The sequence below is a fragment of the Methanomassiliicoccales archaeon genome, from assembly GCA_029907465.1.
Lineage (GTDB): Archaea > Thermoplasmatota > Thermoplasmata > Methanomassiliicoccales > JACIVX01 > JACIVX01.
Map to the genome: position 1 here is coordinate 31,295 of JARYLV010000003.1, position 16,186 is coordinate 47,480.

Here is a 16,186-nt window from a genome sequence, read left to right on the forward strand (position 1 = left end):
CATGGTAGATGTCAGGGAGCTAGCTGAGAAAGCGCTCGCATATAAGGAAAAGGGCTTGAGTGAAAGGGAAATCGCTGATGAATTGCATCTTTCGATCGATACTGTCAAGTATTTAATTGAAGAAGGTGGGGCGGGTGTTCTTCCTCCTTCGGATGTCAAAATCGGCTGGAGGAGTATCGGAGTATATGGAAGCCGTATTAGCATGATGAGTGATATCCTTGCGGATATCATTATCGAAGAGCTTGACAAGAGAAATCTCAGTGCTGATGTCGTGCTTGGAATTGCGATTAACGGTGTCTCATTCGCGACTGTGATTTCAGACATACTTGGAATGGAGCTTGCAGTATATAAGCCACCAGCAGAAAGAGGAAAGAAAGGCGGGGCTTTCAGCTCCAATTATGCATCTGTGGAGAACAAGAATGTGATCATCGTTGATGATGTCATCTCGACAGGCGCAACTCTTCAAGAAGCAATCAAGGACATCAGAGAAAATGGTGGAAACCCCGTTCTGGCGGTTGTCATTGTCAATAAAAGCAGCCTGAACGAGATTGACGGAGTACCGCTGAGAGGTGTGATTAGAGCGAGGTCTATGGGCGGAACGATCCTTGGTGGTGGCCCATTGCATTCGTTCCCGTACGGATAGTTGTTCTAGGCTCTTAACATGGATGAGAGAAAAGATGAGAGACTGACTCCTGAAGAACGTTCGAGGATCTTGGCTCGATTGCATAGCCTGCTCTATTGGGTCGGTGTCCTCATTCCTGATGAGGAAGTGATCGATGATCACAAAATTCCCCTTCGAGATATCGTCTTTGACTTTATTTCAAAGGAGGAGCCAACAGACGAGGAGGTGATGGGGGCCCTTGCTCTCGCGCATTCACTTGAGAAAAAGGCGAAGGGACTTGAAGAGGAATTGGAAGTGGGAAGATTGACAAAATCAAGAGCGCGAGAATTATATGAAGAGATAGCCGGTTTGCTAAGAGCGGTTGATGATCTTCGACATTCAAAAGGTCAAGATTTTGAAATCAAGGCTAGGGCATTGATGTCAAAAGTCGATGATGAGAAAAGATGGCTTGAATTCATAGAGAGAATAAAGCACTGATACTTTCCTACTTTTTCCCTTGTGTTTTTTCCAATTTTCGGAAGAATTAAATAATTTATTTCCATTTATTGGTCATTGACTTACGAAAAACGGAAAACCAGAAGGGAGAAAGATGTTAGATCACCTAGATGAGAAAATCATTGAGATCCTGAAAAAGGATTCTAGAAGGCCCTTTGTCGATATCGCGAATCAGCTCAAGGTATCGGAAGGAACTGTGAGAAGCAGGGTCAGGCGGCTCGTCGATGATGGAATAATCAAAAGCTTTACAATCAAGACAAGCAACAAGAACGTTAAAGCAATCATCGAGATAAAGATCAATGTTAATGTCAACACATCAGTTGTGGCCAGCGAAATCTCAAAATTTGAAGGTGTCTCTGAGGTTTTTGAGGTAACGGGCGATGAGGATATTGTTGTTATCGTTGACGTCAATTCATCACCCCAGCTAAACGATATCATCGAAAGAATAAGACAATTTGAAAACGTCCAGTCAACGAGAACAAGACTCATCCTTAAGGATCATTTTGGAGGATCGTAAATGTTTTATGGTTGTGCAACGGCGATCATCACACCTTTTAAGGAAAATGGCGAAATCGATGAGGAAGGACTGAGAGAACTCGTGTCATTTCAAGAAGAACAGGGGATCGATGCTATCGTGCCCTGTGGCACAACCGGTGAATCCGCGACTTTGACGCATGAAGAGCACATTAAGGTCATCAAGATTGTTGTCGATCAAGCGCGAAGAGCAAAGGTCATCGCTGGCGCTGGCAGCAATGCAACACATGAGGCAATTTTTCTGAGTCGAGCTGCGAAGGACTTAGGAGTCGACGGAATCCTTTCTATTTCGCCATATTATAATAAACCGACACAGAAGGGGATTTTTGAACACTACGAAAAAATTGCTCAGGCCGTCGATTTGCCAATTATCATCTACAATGTGCCGAGCAGGACTGGTTCAAATATTGAGGTATCGACTGTCGTTAAGCTTGCGGAAATCCCAAACATCGTCGGCATCAAAGAAGCGAGCGGCAATATTGTTCAGGTGATGAACATACTGGCTCAAGCCCCAAAAGGGTTCGTCGTTCTATCGGGAGATGATGTTCTTACATATCCAATGATGACTCTTGGCGCGAAGGGCGTTGTTTCAGTCGCTTCAAATGTTGTTCCATCAATGGTCAAATCAATGGTTGATCTCCTCCTAAATGGCAATTGGGAAGATGCCAGGAGACTGCACTTCAAACTCCTCCCCCTTTTTAAGAACCTCTTCATCGAAACGAATCCGATCCCTGTCAAGACCTCGCTTAGGCTGATGGGAAAACCAGCTGGTTCGTTTCGATTGCCTCTCTGTGAAATGAGCCAGTCTAATCTTGAGATTCTTAGGAAGACGCTTCTTGATCTCGGCGTGATCTCAAAGTAATTAATGATCACAGCGTAAGAATGGTGGGATCATGATCAGGGTTGTAGTTGGTGGTGCAACAGGGAAAATGGGGAGTGCAATTTGCAGATTGCTGACAAAGCAGAAAGACATGGAACTCCACGGCGCCGTCGTATCCAGGGGCGGAGGCAATGTTGGAAAGAGAATTGAAGGTGGCGTGGTCGCGCTTGGCGATGATCAACTTGATAAAGCATTGGAAGGTGCGGATGTCTATGTTGATGTCACTACGCCCGCGGCCGCAGAAAAAAATCTCATAAGAGTACCGCCGCTGGGCGTTAATATCGTCGTCGGGACAACTGGAATATCATCAGATACGATGGCCAAATTCGCCGCCTCGGTGAGACGACACGGTGTTTCGGCTGTCGTCACTCCGAATTTCTCAATCGGTGTGAATGCGTTCTGGAAATTATGCGGTGAGATGGCGGCAGTTCTCAAAGATTATGATGTGGAGATCATCGAATTTCACCACAATCAGAAGAAAGACGCACCTTCTGGAACCGCCATGAAAGCAGCTGAAATCATCGGCGAGAAGATTGGTATCAATAAATTCGTCAAAGGGAGAGACGGGATCACGGGTGTGCGAAACAAGGAAATCGGCATTCATTCATTGAGGGGGGGCGATGTCGTCGGCGAACATACAGTTGTATTCGCTGGGAACAGGGAGAGACTTGAACTAACCCATCGCGCCCATTCGAGGGATGCATTTGCCGAAGGGGCACTTGCTGCGATCAGGTGGATATGGCAGAGGAAGGATGGGAAGATACACACGATGAGCGAGGTGTTGGGGCTTTGATCAAAGTAATGAAGTTTGGCGGGACAAGTGTGGGCTCTCAACAAGCGCTCGACCAAGTAATCGAGATTATAGCAAACGAATGTTCAAAAAAGGCTGTCGTCGTTTCTGCGCAATCAGGCGTGACGAATTCTTTGATCGCATGGATGAAAGACGATACCCAAGGAATCGATTCGATCATCTCGTTCCTCGAAACGAAATATTTCGAACCTGTAATAAATAAGCTGGATGAGGCGGGGATGCAGAAATATGAAAATCACATTAGAGAATCGCTTCTTCAGCTAAGAAAAATCCTCGAGCGATATAGAAATAATCTCGAAAACTCCTTGCAGGACACGATTGCGAGTTGGGGAGAACGATTGTCAGCGATCATGCTCTCGTATTTGTTGAATGCACGGGGTGTTGATTCTGTCCCGATGAGTGCTGAGGACGCTGGGATCGTTGCTTTAGGTATTCACGGCAATGGGTCAGCCGACCTCGATGCAACAGCTAAGAATTTCAAGAAAACAATCCTGCCCCTAATCAATAGCGGAAAGATCCCTGTTATAACTGGATATTACGGTTGCGACAAAAACGGAAGGCCGATAACCTTTGGGCGCGGTGGTTCAGATTATTCAGCGGCTGTCGTTGCCTATGGAATATCAGCTGACTGTCTTGAAATCTGGACGGACGTCGATGGGTTTATGACGGCTGATCCGAGAATAGTGCCAAACGCAAAGACAATCAAAGAAATGGATTACGGAGAGGCCGGCGAACTCGCATATTTTGGCGCCAAAGTTCTACATCCGAGAACGATCGAACCTGTGAGAAGAAAGAAGATCAGATTGGTCGTCAAGAACACCTTCAACCCCAATGGTAGTGGCACTCTCATACATAGTCTCCGATCACCAGGAAAAACGCTACTAAGGAGCGTGGCCATCAAATCGGATCTCTCAATCGTAAAGATCTATTCATCGGAAATCGCGTACCAACCAGGGTTCGTATCGGATCTCTTGGCCGCGATTGGCGAGGATGGCGTAACGACTTATGCGATCTCAACATCACTTTCCACCCTTGCCGTTGTAATCCCTACTTCAGAAGTCCCACAGGCGCTCAAGAAAATCAATGAACTGAAAGAATCGCGCATGGAAAAACTGATGGTCAAGAACAACATGTCCCTGATCTGTGCAGTTGGTGATAACATGATCGACACGATGGGCGTCGCCGCACGGATATTCCAGGTCGTCGAAGAGGCGCAGGCGAACGTCGAATTGATCTCCGAAGGGGCATCAGATATCGCACTGAATTTCGTTGTCCCGAGTGATAGGGCCCCAGACGTTGTGAGAATGCTCCACGATCGGTACATAGGTGGTTAATTTGAGGCAATTTGAGTGCGTCAACGGGGAGATGGTAATCGGGGGAATCCCTGCGACAAAGATCGCAGACAGGTTCGGTACCCCAGTGTACGTAACAGATGAACTGGCACTCCGGGAAAACTTCAGAAGGATTAACAAGGCCTTTTCCTGCCACATGCCGACTCACATTCATTACGCCTGCAAGGCGAACACTAACATTGCTATCCTGAGAATACTCAAACAAGAGGGGAGTTACATCGATGCGGTGTCGATTGGTGAAGTTGAAACATGCCTGAGAGCTGGTTTCCCACCCGAGAGAATCATGTTCACGGGTGTGTGCGTCTCGACGAAAGAGCTGGAGGCTGTGGCTTCGAAGGGAGTTCTCATCAATATTGATTCATTCTCGGAAATGAAAAGATTGGCAGCTCTCAAGTCTCGCATTCCGATTTCGATCAGGGTCAATCCAGACGTAGGAGCTGGACATCATGATCACGTTGTCACGGGAAGCAGGAAATCCAAGTTTGGAATCCCCTTGACAAGCATCATGGAAGCGTATTCACAGGCTCTCGATCTCGGGTTGATCCCAGTAGGCCTTCATGCGCATATCGGCGCGGGAGTGCAGGAAATCGATCCATTCGTCAAGGTCACCGATGTTCTCGTGTCAATCGCGAAGGAACTTGAGGAAAAACTCAAAATTGAACTCGAATTCATTGACATTGGGGGCGGCATCGGTATCCCATACAGACCAGACGAAAAATCGATGGACGTCGATCTGCTCGCGCGGGAAGTCACATCGAGAATTAAAGCGGGATGTTCTGTTAGAACAGTGGCAATTGAGCCAGGAAGATACATTGTGGCCGACACTACCGTACTGCTCACGAGGGTGGTCGACATAAAAGAGACACCTGAGAAGAACTTCGCTTGCGTGGACGCGGGATTTAATATCCTCATCAGGCCTTCATTCTATGGTTCATACCACCATATCGCTGTTGCTAATAAGTTTGAGGCGCCAGGGGAAGTGGTCTACGATATCGTTGGACCTATTTGTGAATCTGGTGATTTTCTGGCAAGGGACAGGCTTCTGCCGAAACTGGACGAGGGGGACTTACTCGCTGTATATGACGCAGGTGCATACGGTTTTTCAATGAGCTCCCAATATAACTCAAGGCCGAGGTGCCGTGAATTACTGATCTACAACGGAACCGTGAACATAATTCGAGAAATGGAGACTATTGATGACATATTGCGGCATCAGAAGGTACCCTCGAGGCTGATGGTTTGAAGTTTTGGAAGTATCATGGGATAGGCAACGATTTCATACTATTCGACGATTCTCAGTGTCGGCTACAACTCTCGAAAAAGAAAATTGTAGACCTATGCGACAGACACTATGGAATCGGTGCAGATGGGATCCTTGTCCTCGAGCAGTCACGTGATGCCGATGCCAAAATGAGGGTTTTCAACGCAGATGGCAGTGAGGCAGAAATGTGTGGCAACGGGATCAGATGTATGGCAAAGCACCTCTATGATTTTTCGATTGTCAGGAAGGAAAAAATGAGAATTGCAACATTAAGCGGTATTAAAGAAGTGCGATGCATCGTCCAAAATGATGAGGTTGACGAGGTCATTGTAGATATGGGCAGACCCTCTCTTGACTGCTCGTCAATTCCAATGAAATGTGAGGGTCAATTTATTCAGAAGGTTATCGATGTGGGTGGACGGCAGATCCAAGGGACAGCAGTATCGATGGGTAATCCTCATTTCGTGACTTTTGAGGATTTTAGTCCCGATGAAATGAGAATTTTAGGTCCTTTGATTGAAAAACATCCCGTTTTTCCGAGAAGAACGAACGTGGAGTTCGCGAGAATCGATGCGAAGAGAATCGTCGTCGACGTCTTTGAACGGGGTGCTGGGTGGACACTTGCTTGCGGTACTGGGGCATGCGCGGCTGCCGTCGCGGCTGCGATCGCTGGACTTGTCAAATTCGATGAAGAGACTGAGGTGCGGTTGCCAGGAGGAGGTCTCTGGGTGACTGTCCCAAAGGACCTATCATCGGTCACAATGCGTGGTCCAGCTGTCCGAGTTTTTTCTGGGGAGATTGAGTTGGAGTGATCAATATGGCACATGAGGTTGCAGAAAGACTGAAAAAGATTCCTCCGTATTTGTTCGCTGATATCGAAGCAAAGGTCAGAGCGAAGAAAGCCGAAGGAGTTGACATCATCGACTTTGGAATTGGAGACCCAGATATTCCGACACCAAATGAGATTGTGGAAGAGATGATCAGACAGGCGCGGGATCCCGTCAATCATCAGTATTCAACGAGTGCTGGTGAAATTGAGACAAGGAGAGCCGTTGCTGAGTGGTACATGAGGAGGTTCGGCGTCGATGTCGATCCTGAGAAAGAAGTCGTCATCACGATGGGAAGCAAAGAGGGCCTCGTGAATATCTGTAGAGCATTTGTTAACCCCGGTGATGTGGTGCTCGTTCCTGACCCCGCATATCCAGTCTACGCTCAAGGAGGTACCCTACTCTCAGAGGGCATTCCCATGAGAATCCCGTTGCTCGCTGAGAATAACTTTCTTGTTGATATTGAGAGTCTGCCTAGAAACGGAAAAATGCTTTTTATCAACTATCCCAACAATCCAACCGGTGCTGTCGCTACAAAAGAGTTTTTGAAAAGGATCGTGGAATGGGGGAGAGATACGGGGACGATCATCTGCTATGATAACGCTTACTCGGAGATCACCTTCGATGGCTACACCGCACCAAGCATTTTGGAATTTGGAAGAGATTGCATTGAATTTGGATCGTTTTCGAAGACCTTCAATATGACGGGGTACCGGATCGGATACGCTGTCGGTAGCGAGGATCTTATCGCTGGCTTGAAAAAAGTGAAATCCCAAGTCGACTCTGGCGTTCCAAAATTCATCCAAAAGGCGGCGATCAAAGCCCTGAAAGAGTACGAGTGTATCGGAAGACCAGCCTCTGTTGAGAAGAATTGTGAGATCTACAGGGGCAGGAGGGATGCATTCGTCACAGGTCTTCGGAAACTGGGATTCAACGTGGAGCCACCGCTCGGAACCTTTTATCTCTGGTTCCCAGTCGAAGGAAAATCGATGGAGTTTTCGAAAAAGCTTCTAGACGTGGGGGTCGTCGTAACCCCGGGAGTCGGATTTGGTGAATACGGCGAAGGATATGTTCGTGTTGCTCTCACACAACCAGTAAGTCGCATAAAAGAAGCGCTTGAACGGATGGAACGGGTTTTATAGTTTCCTGTTCACAGCTGCTTTTAGCGCTTCGACAGCTGGAAGCGGTTTCCCCATTAGAAATGTCTCGAGTGCTCCCCCACCTGTGCTCACATAAGAAAGCCGATCGACGAGTTTCAGAGATTCAGCAACCCCCACCGTATGTCCACCTCCGATGACCGTGTAAGCATGTGATGCGGCCATCGCTGTCAGAAGTTCCTTCGTCCCGATCAAGAATTCTTTTTTTTCGATCATGCCAGCAGGTCCTGACATGAAGACGGTCTTTGCATTGTAAATCACCTTGACAAACTTCTCGATCGATGCTCTCCCAATATCCCGTATTGGGTATTCCGATGGGAGGTCTCCGACAAATAGTTCTCTACGTCTACCGTCGACCTCAATTGCAACATCGTGAGGCAGTAGGATATACTCGCCCTTTTCCTCTAGGAGTTTCTTCGCCGCTTCAAGATCTTCCTGAGTCAAGTTACTAGAAAGGGGGGCATCATTTACCTCCCCAAGATCGACTCCTCTTGCTTTTAAGAAAGCATTCGCAGATAGACCGACGAGGATAACCATAGTCGCAATCTTTTTGCTAACCAGTCGAGTGACGACGGGGACAATATCGGACACTTTTGCCCCACCAAGCACGAAGACAGATGGCTTCATGGGATTCTCGAATAATTTCTTCAGTGCAGAAAGTTCCTTTTCCATTAATCGTCCTGCCGCAGACGGGAGAACCGCTGGGAAACCAACGAGCGAACAATGAGCCCTGTGAGATGCGGCAAACGCATCGTTAACGTAAAGATCTACGAGCGGCGCGAGGACACTCACAAGTTCTGATTTTGAGTGCTCCTCCTGCGATTTTTTTTCCTGTTCATACGGCAATTCTCTCACGTTCTTCAAAATGATCGCTTCACCTGGCTGGAGTTCTCTAATCGCCTTAATCGCCTTCTCGCCGATGAGATCGTCTACATAACGGACCTCTTTGCCGAGATGTTTGCTGAGGACAGCAGCATGTTTATCGAGGGGGGCAAAGTCCCAGTCACCAGGTCGCCCCTGATGAGCCAGTATGACCACTTTGGCATGCTTACTCAGCAACTCTCCCACCGTCGGAACAATCTGTCTGATGCGGTTGTCGTCCTCGATCTCTAGCGTATCTCTCTTAAGCGGGCAGTTGATGTCGACCCTAAGCAACACAGTCTTGTGCCTTACATCGAAGTCATCGAGAGTGTTGTACTCTTTCATAGCCATACCTCAGAGGATATACGAAAGGAAATCGACAAGTCGACTTGAGTATCCCCATTCATTGTCGTACCAGCATAGCACCTTGACTAAATTACCTTTTTCCTTCACAACCATCGTACTTGGAGCGTCGACAACTGATGAGCGGGGATCACCTACAACATCGACGGAGACGATCGGTTCCTCAGAATACCCTAGTAGACCCTTCATGGAACCTTCGGCAGCCGTTCGCAACGCCTCGTTCACCGTGTCTCTATCAACACTTTCCATGACCATGACAGTAAGATCCGTAATTGAACCGTCGGGGACGGGCACCCGAAGAGCAACGCCGTTGAGTTTTCCTTCGAGCTCTGGCAAGACTTGAGAGACAGCTCTAGCAGCACCAGTTGTTGTGGGGACGATAGAAAGCGGGGCTGCCCTCGCCCTTCTCAGATCAGTATGCGGGAAGTCCAGTAGCCTCTGATCACTTGTGTAAGCGTGAACCGTCGTCATGAGGCCAGAGACTATTCCAAAGTTGTCGTTCAAGACTTTTGCAGGGAGTGCAACACTGTTCGTTGTGCATGATGCCATTGAAATGATGTGATGTTCGCCTTTATCATAATCCTCCAAATTTGCACCGAGAACGACAGTAATATCCGGATTGGTTGCTGGTGCGGTGATAAGAACTTTCCTTGCACCAGCATCTAGATGGAGTTTGCACATTTTCCTGTCTGTAAAGAAACCTGTCGATTCAATAACAACATCGACCTCCTCACGCGCCCATGGTAGTTTCGAAGGGTCTTTTTCAGAAGTGAACTTGACGATTTGGTCATTGATTACTAGATTGCCACCACTTGGCCGAATTACTGCATCAAGCATCCCATGCACGCTGTCGTATTTCAATAAATACGCAAGTGTCTTAGCATCGGCAAGATCATTCACCGCAACAATTTCAAAATCCCTGAGATAATTCTCTCGCTGGATAGCACATCTGAAGAATGACCGACCAATTCTGCCGAAACCATTTATAGCGACTCTAATCGTCATACGCAAATAAAAGGGAGGTAAAAGGGTAAAAAGGGTTGCCCCTTATTGATTAGCTTATTCATTTGCCTATACCAAGGGTCTTATCAGTTTTCCTGATTGATCTCAATGGATCTTTTTCGAGCTTCATCATGGCTCTGATGCAGTCAATATTTTCTGGTATCACATCGCTTTCTTGGTGCACCGCTTGATAGTAGTAAAGCGTGCTGTTAACCACTTTGACCCCGTCTTCCCAAACGATGATCTCCATGAAATCTCCACGGGGCCGATTGAGATCCCTAGCTAGTTCCATGATCTGCGCGGATGATTTAATCCCGTGTTTGCCGCTCACAAATTTAATTCTAGGAACCTTGTCCCAAACCGACAGGATATCTTCGTCTTTTGCTTTTTTCTTCAGGTCGACGGCGAGGCAATGGACATGCATTTGTGTTGTCGGCGTCACTACCGCCATTGTCTGGATATTAAGCCAAGGCATAATGGTCTGTACGTCTGGTCCGTGATGCGTTGGCAGTTTCAGAGTAGGTTCGATTGCATTGAGAGCTGCTCCTTTGCGATCTGCGGGATCCGCGCCTCTTCGTATGAGGGCGGCGAATGCTCTTTCAATGCCAAAGACCTTGTCGATCGGGTAAAGTGTCCGTATTAGACCAGTGGTATTGCAGCTGACGACGCGAACGAAGCGCGCACCCCAGGCTTCGTGATAATTTGCGAAGGAATTGAATGAAATACCAGCAACACCGTGCTTCTCACCGCCTTGGAAAATTGCCTTAACACCAGCTTTTTCATACATCGGCTTGTAGACGGCACCGACATCGCCTGGTGTCGCGTCAACGATGATATCCACCTTTGAGAGAAGGTCTTCTAGAGTCCCCGCGACCTTTATGCCATCTTTCTCAAATGCTTCAATATGCTCGGGTCTGGCGGCATATAAGGGGATTCCTTCCTTGATCGCAAGCCGTGCCTCATAGCTCGGTTTCGTTTTTGTAACACCCACGACTTCCATGTCGTCCTGTTTGGCAATGGCGAAGGCTATTCTCTTGCCGATTGTTCCATAACCATTGATGCCAACTTTCACCTTCATGTTTCTCTTCCTCGCCGTTCTTGAAACTGCTGGGGACCAATATTCTGATACGATCTCCCGTTTTCGGAATCTAAATCGCAATATTTGAATCTGCGCGGTTCTAGCAATTTAGTACAACTTAAAGATCCCAGTACTTTCTCTGAATGTTAATGACCCTCTCGACAGATTCTCTGTTGATCGTCTCGACATTCTTGGGCTGTTCTCTATTCATAGGAATCTCTTTATTACAAATTAAACCACCGAGGCCTGCGAGTACCTCCGCTGTTGCCTCAAGATCATAACCTCCCTCGAGAATGAATGCAATCTTACGATCAGGAGATATATCGATCAATTTGCGACAAAGTTCGAGGTAACCAATCGTTGATAGCCTCAGCGAAGCAATTGGGTCGGCATAATGGGCATCAATTCCGATACTGACGAGCAGGCATTCAGGATCGTACTGTTCGATTACGGGCTTGATAATCCTATCAAACGCGAAAAGATAGGTTTCGTCTCCGACGCCACTTCTCAATGGAATGTTGATTGTATACCCTTCACCTGTCCCTGTGCCGACATCTTCAGCGGCACCAGTGCCAGGATAAATCCCATACTGGTGAGTTGAGATGAAAAGTACCTTGTCATCGTCAAAGAAAATATCTTCGGTACCATTTCCGTGGTGCACATCGATGTCAACGATCGCGATTCTATCGAGGGAGAGTTTTCTGGCCGCGATCGCTATATTATTGAAGTAACAGAATCCCCCACAGAAGTCCTTCCCCGCATGATGTCCAGGCGGCCTTACCAAGGCAAGAGCTGGTCGACAGGAATCGTAGGCAATCCTTGCAGCGGCAATCGCACCTCCTGCAGCAAGCAGGGCAATCTCATATGTTTCCTTACGGATATAAGTATCTGGATCGAGAAATCCTTCTTTCGCCGTTTTAATTCTTTCGATATGGTCTTTCGTATGGACAAGCAGAAGGTCTGTGTCGGAGGCTGGTTCGGGTCTGATGACATCCTTCCACACGCTTGTATCCAACATCTTCCTTACTGCAAAAACAAGTCTGTCTGGACATTCAGGATGGCCACTATATTGAAAATGATCAAGATATCTTTCGTGAAAGACGATCGTCATCTAGACAGTATAAGAGAATTATCCATTAAAAACACTCTCTTGACTGCGTGTGGTTAGATTGCCTCAAGAACAAATAAACGGGTAAAGAGCATCCTTGAACTTTCTCGAATCCATTACACCGCATCATTGTGTGAATCACTAGCAAGCGTTAAATACTCGGCCTGAGATAAAGGTTGACTGTGTTTAGAATGACCACGCGCTTTGATATTTCGGTGATTTCTCGTATTAGCGCAGTGGTGATCATAATTAGTTAGAGGCATCCTCGTTGAAGGATGTCCTCACCCATTGTTGGAGTATGGAGGGTAGCTTTTGAGAGGATCAAAGGCAGTTTTAGAATTACTTGAACGACACGGCGTCGAGGTCATGTTTGGATTACCGGGAGGCACCACAATTCCCCTGTACGATGACCTCCTGGATTCAAAAATACGTCACGTGCTAGTCCGTCACGAGCAATGCGCGGCACATATGGCCGACGGATACGCAAGAGCAACAGGAAGACCTGGCGTATGCACCTCAACTTCGGGACCGGGCGTGACGAATCTCATGACAGGCGTAGCCACAGCGTTTGTCGATTCCTCCCCGATGCTTGTGATCACAGGTCAAGTAGCCACCCACCTTATTGGTAATGATGCTTTTCAGGAGGCTGATTCCTTCAGCCTAATGATGCCGATCACCAAACACAACTTCAGAGTTCTCGATCCAAAAGACATCCCCGAGGCGATCAAACGGGGGTTCAAGATCGCAACAACGGGGCGATATGGTCCGGTACACGTTGATTTGCCTGTTGATGTGATGCGCGGTGACGTACCGGATGAATTACTCGAAAGAGAGTTTCATGTGGCAAAGCCGTTAGAGGATCTATCCGATCTCCCTGAAGCGCTTAGGATGTTGCATGAGGCCGAGAGACCACTGTTGCTTGTGGGCGGAGGTGTCATTTGGGCTAATGCTTCTCCTGAGGTGCTTGAACTCGCAGAGACTCTCATGGCACCGATTGTGACGACGATCATGGGCAAAGGGGCGGTTCCGGAGAACCACCCTCTCTGCCTCGGCGTCATAGGCATGCACGGTCGAGAAGCTGCTAGAAGGGCATTCCTTGATTGCGACGTCCTCCTCGCCATCGGCACACGATTTTCTGACAGGAGCGCAGGCAATCAGAGCATCCTTTCTGATAAAGTTAAAATCATTCATATCGATATTGACGCTGGCGAAGTTGGAAAGGGCATGCATACGAGAGTTAAACTGATTGGCGATGCAAAAAAGATACTGAGGACAGTAATCGATCGGCTCAATGCCTCCAGAGAGGAAACGCCCTGGTCTCTTCGTATAAAAGCACTACGAGAGGAGTGCGAATGCTGTATCGATCTTGGTGGCAACCCGATCAAGCCACAGAAAGTCATTCATGAGCTCAACAAGATTTTGCCAGACGACGCGATTGTTACTACAGAGGTTGGACAGAACCAAATGTGGGCCGCACACTTCCTCAAAGTGAGACATCCGCGACAATTCATAACATCCGGTGGATTTGGGACAATGGGATTTGGATTCCCTGCTGCTCTGGGAGTTAAGGTCGCCTTTCCAAATAGGCCCGTTATCGACATCGCAGGTGATGGGAGTTTGCAGATGGTTTTCCAAGAGTTCGCGACAGCGGTCTGCGAGAATCTTCCCGTCATGGTCTGCCTCATGAACAACGGGTGGCTCGGGATGGTCAAGCAGTGGCAGAAGCTGTTTTGGGGGAAGCGTTATAGTGGCACAGAGTTAAGGAATAATCCCGATTTTGTGAAACTTGCCCAGGCCTTCGGAGCTGATGGTGTCGTAGTGGAGAAGCCATCAGAATTGAGGGAAGCACTGGAACGAGGTTTGAGATCTGATGTGCCATTCATCGTCGACATCCACGTCGATCCAGAAGAAGATGTTCTTCCGATGATTCCGCCTGGTGGCGGTAAGGATCTTGTGAGGGGGCGCTGCAAATGGAGGTCATAAGAATTATTGGCGAGAATACTCAGGGAGTCCTTCCTAAGGTTCTCTCAGAGCTCGTGCGAAGAAAGGTCGAAGTGAACAGAGCATTCGTCGAAAGGAGCGATGGTAAGGTCGAAATGGTCTTCGAAATCAGGAATTCTTCTCTCAACGGGAAACTGCTTCACTCACTCCGGAACCTTCAGGACGTCATTTCCGTCGAGTACCTAAAGGAAAAGTGCATTTGTCGCCTAGAGCTTTCGCCTGAGGAGAATTGCCAAACGGCATTCGTGGCATCACTTCGCAAAGATAATTAACGAGAAAGTTGAAGCGAATCTTGTTTATATTTGACATACTTTAAGGTCGCAAATCAAATTGGATAGGTGAGATGTGTATGGCGAAAATCTATCACGATAAAGATGCGGATCTAAATGTACTGAAGGGCAAGAAAATCGCTGTCCTTGGCTACGGCAGCCAGGGTAGAGCCCAAGCCCTATGCCTAAAAGACAGCGGGTTAAATGTAGTCGTAGGTGTGAGAAAAGGTGGGAATTCCTGGGAGCAAGCTAAAAAGGATGGCGTTGCCGTCGCCGAGATTCCGGACGCTGTCAAGAACGCGGATGTTGTTATGATGCTCCTTCCAGATGAAGTTCAGGAAGAAGTTTACAACAAATATGTGCTCCCGAACCTGAAGGAAGGTTGTGCACTCGATTTTGCGCATGGGTTTACCGTTGTTTACGGCCAGGTCAAACCGCCGAAAAATGTTGATGTCATCATGGTCGCGCCAAAGTCACCTGGTAAGAGAGAGCGAGAGGTCTTCCTAGAGGGATTTGGCGTACCTGCACTCATCGCAGTAGAGCAGGACTACACTGGGCACGCGAAGGAGATCGTTCTTGCGCTCGCGAAGGGCATTGGGTCGACAAGAGCAGGCGTCATCGAGACTACATTCCATGAAGAGGTCACTTCTGATCTCTTCGGAGAGCAGGCGGTTCTTTGCGGCGGCGTCACTGCGCTGATTCTCGCTGGTTTCGATACACTTGTGAAAAGAGGGTATCAGCCAGAACTGGCGTATTTCGAATGCCTTCACGAGCTAAAACTCATCGTGGATCTAATCCAAGCAGGTGGACTCGTACACATGTGGAAGAACGTCAGCAACACGGCCGAATTCGGTGGACTCACGCAGAGAGATTACATTATTACCGAGGAGACGAGAAAGGCGATGGACAGGATGCTCGATAAGATTCTCTCTGGCGAGTTTTCCAAAGAATGGATTGCTGACTGGAAGAACGGTCTCAAGAGAATGAAAGAGTTGGAGAAACAAGAGTCGGAAAGGCTGATCGAGGTTGTTGGCAGAGAAATCAGATCACTCTTTGAAATGAAGAAAACAAACGATTGATTTTTTTGCCACATTTCTTAGAAACAATCCCCTTTCCTTATTTTTTGGTCGTAATAAATAATATTTAATCCGTAACTTTATAACGGTCGGTGATAAAGTGACGAGACGGGTGAGAATGACCACGCCACACGATGAATTCCTTATTGAGTTAAACGATACGAATACGGCTGAAGCTATCTGGAACGCCCTTCCTTTCGATGCCTACACAAATATATGGGGTGAAGAGATTTACTTTGAGATTCCAGTAAAAATGAAACTGGAGCGCGGCAAGAAGGTAATGGAAATCGGCGAGGTTGCGTACTGGCCTGATGGAAACGCCCTCTGCCTCTTTTATGGACCGACACCCATAAGCAGCGACGACTCTCCAGTTGCGATTTCGCCCGTCACACCAGTTGGTAGGGTATTAGGGGATCCAAAGAATCTGAGAAGAGTTGGTGACCGGATGAAGGTCACACTCGACCGGGCCTAATCATCAAAAAATTGTTA

17 protein-coding genes are annotated in these 16,186 nt (G+C 47.7%); 13 read left to right on the forward strand and 4 right to left on the reverse strand.

Annotation, left to right across the window (positions count from 1 at the left end):
- The first annotated feature begins 1 nt into the window (after position 1).
- The 9 genes from QHH00_01755 to QHH00_01795 all read left to right on the forward strand — a co-directional run bounded on the left by QHH00_01755 (position 2) and on the right by QHH00_01795 (position 7,924).
- On the forward strand, positions 2 to 643 hold the full coding sequence (locus QHH00_01755) for an orotate phosphoribosyltransferase-like protein (GenBank protein ID MDH7508107.1): 642 nt from the start codon (positions 2 to 4) through the stop codon (positions 641 to 643).
- An 18-nt stretch (positions 644 to 661) separates the two neighbouring features.
- On the forward strand, positions 662 to 1,099 hold the full coding sequence (locus tag QHH00_01760) for a DUF5788 family protein (GenBank protein MDH7508108.1): 438 nt from the start codon (positions 662 to 664) through the stop codon (positions 1,097 to 1,099).
- A gap of 112 nt (positions 1,100 to 1,211) precedes the next feature.
- Positions 1,212 to 1,634: an Lrp/AsnC family transcriptional regulator gene (locus tag QHH00_01765; protein ID MDH7508109.1), complete on the forward strand. Its 423-nt coding sequence runs from the start codon at positions 1,212 to 1,214 to the stop codon at positions 1,632 to 1,634.
- On the forward strand, positions 1,635 to 2,513 hold the full coding sequence (dapA, locus tag QHH00_01770; protein ID MDH7508110.1) for a 4-hydroxy-tetrahydrodipicolinate synthase: 879 nt from the start codon (positions 1,635 to 1,637) through the stop codon (positions 2,511 to 2,513).
- Between the two features lie 31 nt (positions 2,514 to 2,544).
- Entirely contained in the window at positions 2,545 to 3,324 is a 780-nt protein-coding gene (dapB, locus tag QHH00_01775; protein ID MDH7508111.1) for a 4-hydroxy-tetrahydrodipicolinate reductase, read from the forward strand.
- Positions 3,270 to 4,676, forward strand: a complete 1,407-nt coding sequence (locus QHH00_01780) for an aspartate kinase (protein MDH7508112.1) — start codon at positions 3,270 to 3,272, stop codon at positions 4,674 to 4,676. Before dapB ends, QHH00_01780 begins: the two co-directional genes overlap by 55 nt.
- The gene (lysA, locus tag QHH00_01785; protein ID MDH7508113.1) at positions 4,669 to 5,937 is read left to right on the forward strand and encodes a diaminopimelate decarboxylase; all 1,269 of its coding nucleotides are present in this window, start codon (positions 4,669 to 4,671) and stop codon (positions 5,935 to 5,937) included. Before QHH00_01780 ends, lysA begins: the two co-directional genes overlap by 8 nt.
- Positions 5,934 to 6,767, forward strand: a complete 834-nt coding sequence (dapF, locus tag QHH00_01790; GenBank protein ID MDH7508114.1) for a diaminopimelate epimerase — start codon at positions 5,934 to 5,936, stop codon at positions 6,765 to 6,767. The genes lysA and dapF overlap by 4 nt, the downstream gene beginning before the upstream one ends.
- Positions 6,768 to 6,772: 5 nt before the next feature.
- Positions 6,773 to 7,924 carry an aminotransferase class I/II-fold pyridoxal phosphate-dependent enzyme gene (locus QHH00_01795; GenBank protein MDH7508115.1) on the forward strand — a complete coding sequence of 384 codons (1,152 nt, stop codon included), beginning with the start codon at positions 6,773 to 6,775 and terminating at the stop codon, positions 7,922 to 7,924.
- Here the strand turns inward: QHH00_01795 and QHH00_01800 are convergent.
- The 4 genes from QHH00_01800 to QHH00_01815 all read right to left on the reverse strand — a co-directional run bounded on the left by QHH00_01800 (position 7,919) and on the right by QHH00_01815 (position 12,354).
- Entirely contained in the window at positions 7,919 to 9,145 is a 1,227-nt protein-coding gene (locus QHH00_01800) for a phosphoglycerate kinase (GenBank protein ID MDH7508116.1), read from the reverse strand. The genes QHH00_01795 and QHH00_01800 overlap by 6 nt on opposite strands.
- Positions 9,146 to 9,154: 9 nt before the next feature.
- Positions 9,155 to 10,168 (reverse strand): type I glyceraldehyde-3-phosphate dehydrogenase, encoded by a 1,014-nt coding sequence (gene gap / locus QHH00_01805; GenBank protein ID MDH7508117.1) that lies wholly within the window; start codon positions 10,166 to 10,168, stop codon positions 9,155 to 9,157.
- Positions 10,169 to 10,226: 58 nt separating this feature from the next.
- The gene (locus QHH00_01810) at positions 10,227 to 11,243 is read right to left on the reverse strand and encodes a type II glyceraldehyde-3-phosphate dehydrogenase (protein ID MDH7508118.1); all 1,017 of its coding nucleotides are present in this window, start codon (positions 11,241 to 11,243) and stop codon (positions 10,227 to 10,229) included.
- A 118-nt stretch (positions 11,244 to 11,361) separates the two neighbouring features.
- A complete protein-coding gene (locus QHH00_01815; GenBank protein ID MDH7508119.1) occupies positions 11,362 to 12,354 on the reverse strand; it encodes a histone deacetylase in 993 nt (330 codons plus the stop codon).
- 309 nt (positions 12,355 to 12,663) lie between these two features.
- Here QHH00_01815 and ilvB point away from each other — a divergent pair, with 309 nt between their 5' ends.
- The 4 genes from ilvB to QHH00_01835 all read left to right on the forward strand — a co-directional run bounded on the left by ilvB (position 12,664) and on the right by QHH00_01835 (position 16,169).
- On the forward strand, positions 12,664 to 14,334 hold the full coding sequence (gene ilvB, locus QHH00_01820; GenBank protein MDH7508120.1) for a biosynthetic-type acetolactate synthase large subunit: 1,671 nt from the start codon (positions 12,664 to 12,666) through the stop codon (positions 14,332 to 14,334).
- The gene (locus QHH00_01825) at positions 14,322 to 14,624 is read left to right on the forward strand and encodes a hypothetical protein (protein ID MDH7508121.1); all 303 of its coding nucleotides are present in this window, start codon (positions 14,322 to 14,324) and stop codon (positions 14,622 to 14,624) included. The genes ilvB and QHH00_01825 overlap by 13 nt, the downstream gene beginning before the upstream one ends.
- 77 nt (positions 14,625 to 14,701) lie before the next feature.
- Positions 14,702 to 15,700, forward strand: coding sequence for a ketol-acid reductoisomerase (gene ilvC / locus QHH00_01830; protein ID MDH7508122.1), 999 nt, complete (start codon positions 14,702 to 14,704; stop codon positions 15,698 to 15,700).
- Positions 15,701 to 15,797: 97 nt separating this feature from the next.
- Positions 15,798 to 16,169, forward strand: coding sequence for a cyclophilin-like fold protein (locus QHH00_01835; GenBank protein MDH7508123.1), 372 nt, complete (start codon positions 15,798 to 15,800; stop codon positions 16,167 to 16,169).
- Positions 16,170 to 16,186: the final 17 nt, after the last annotated feature.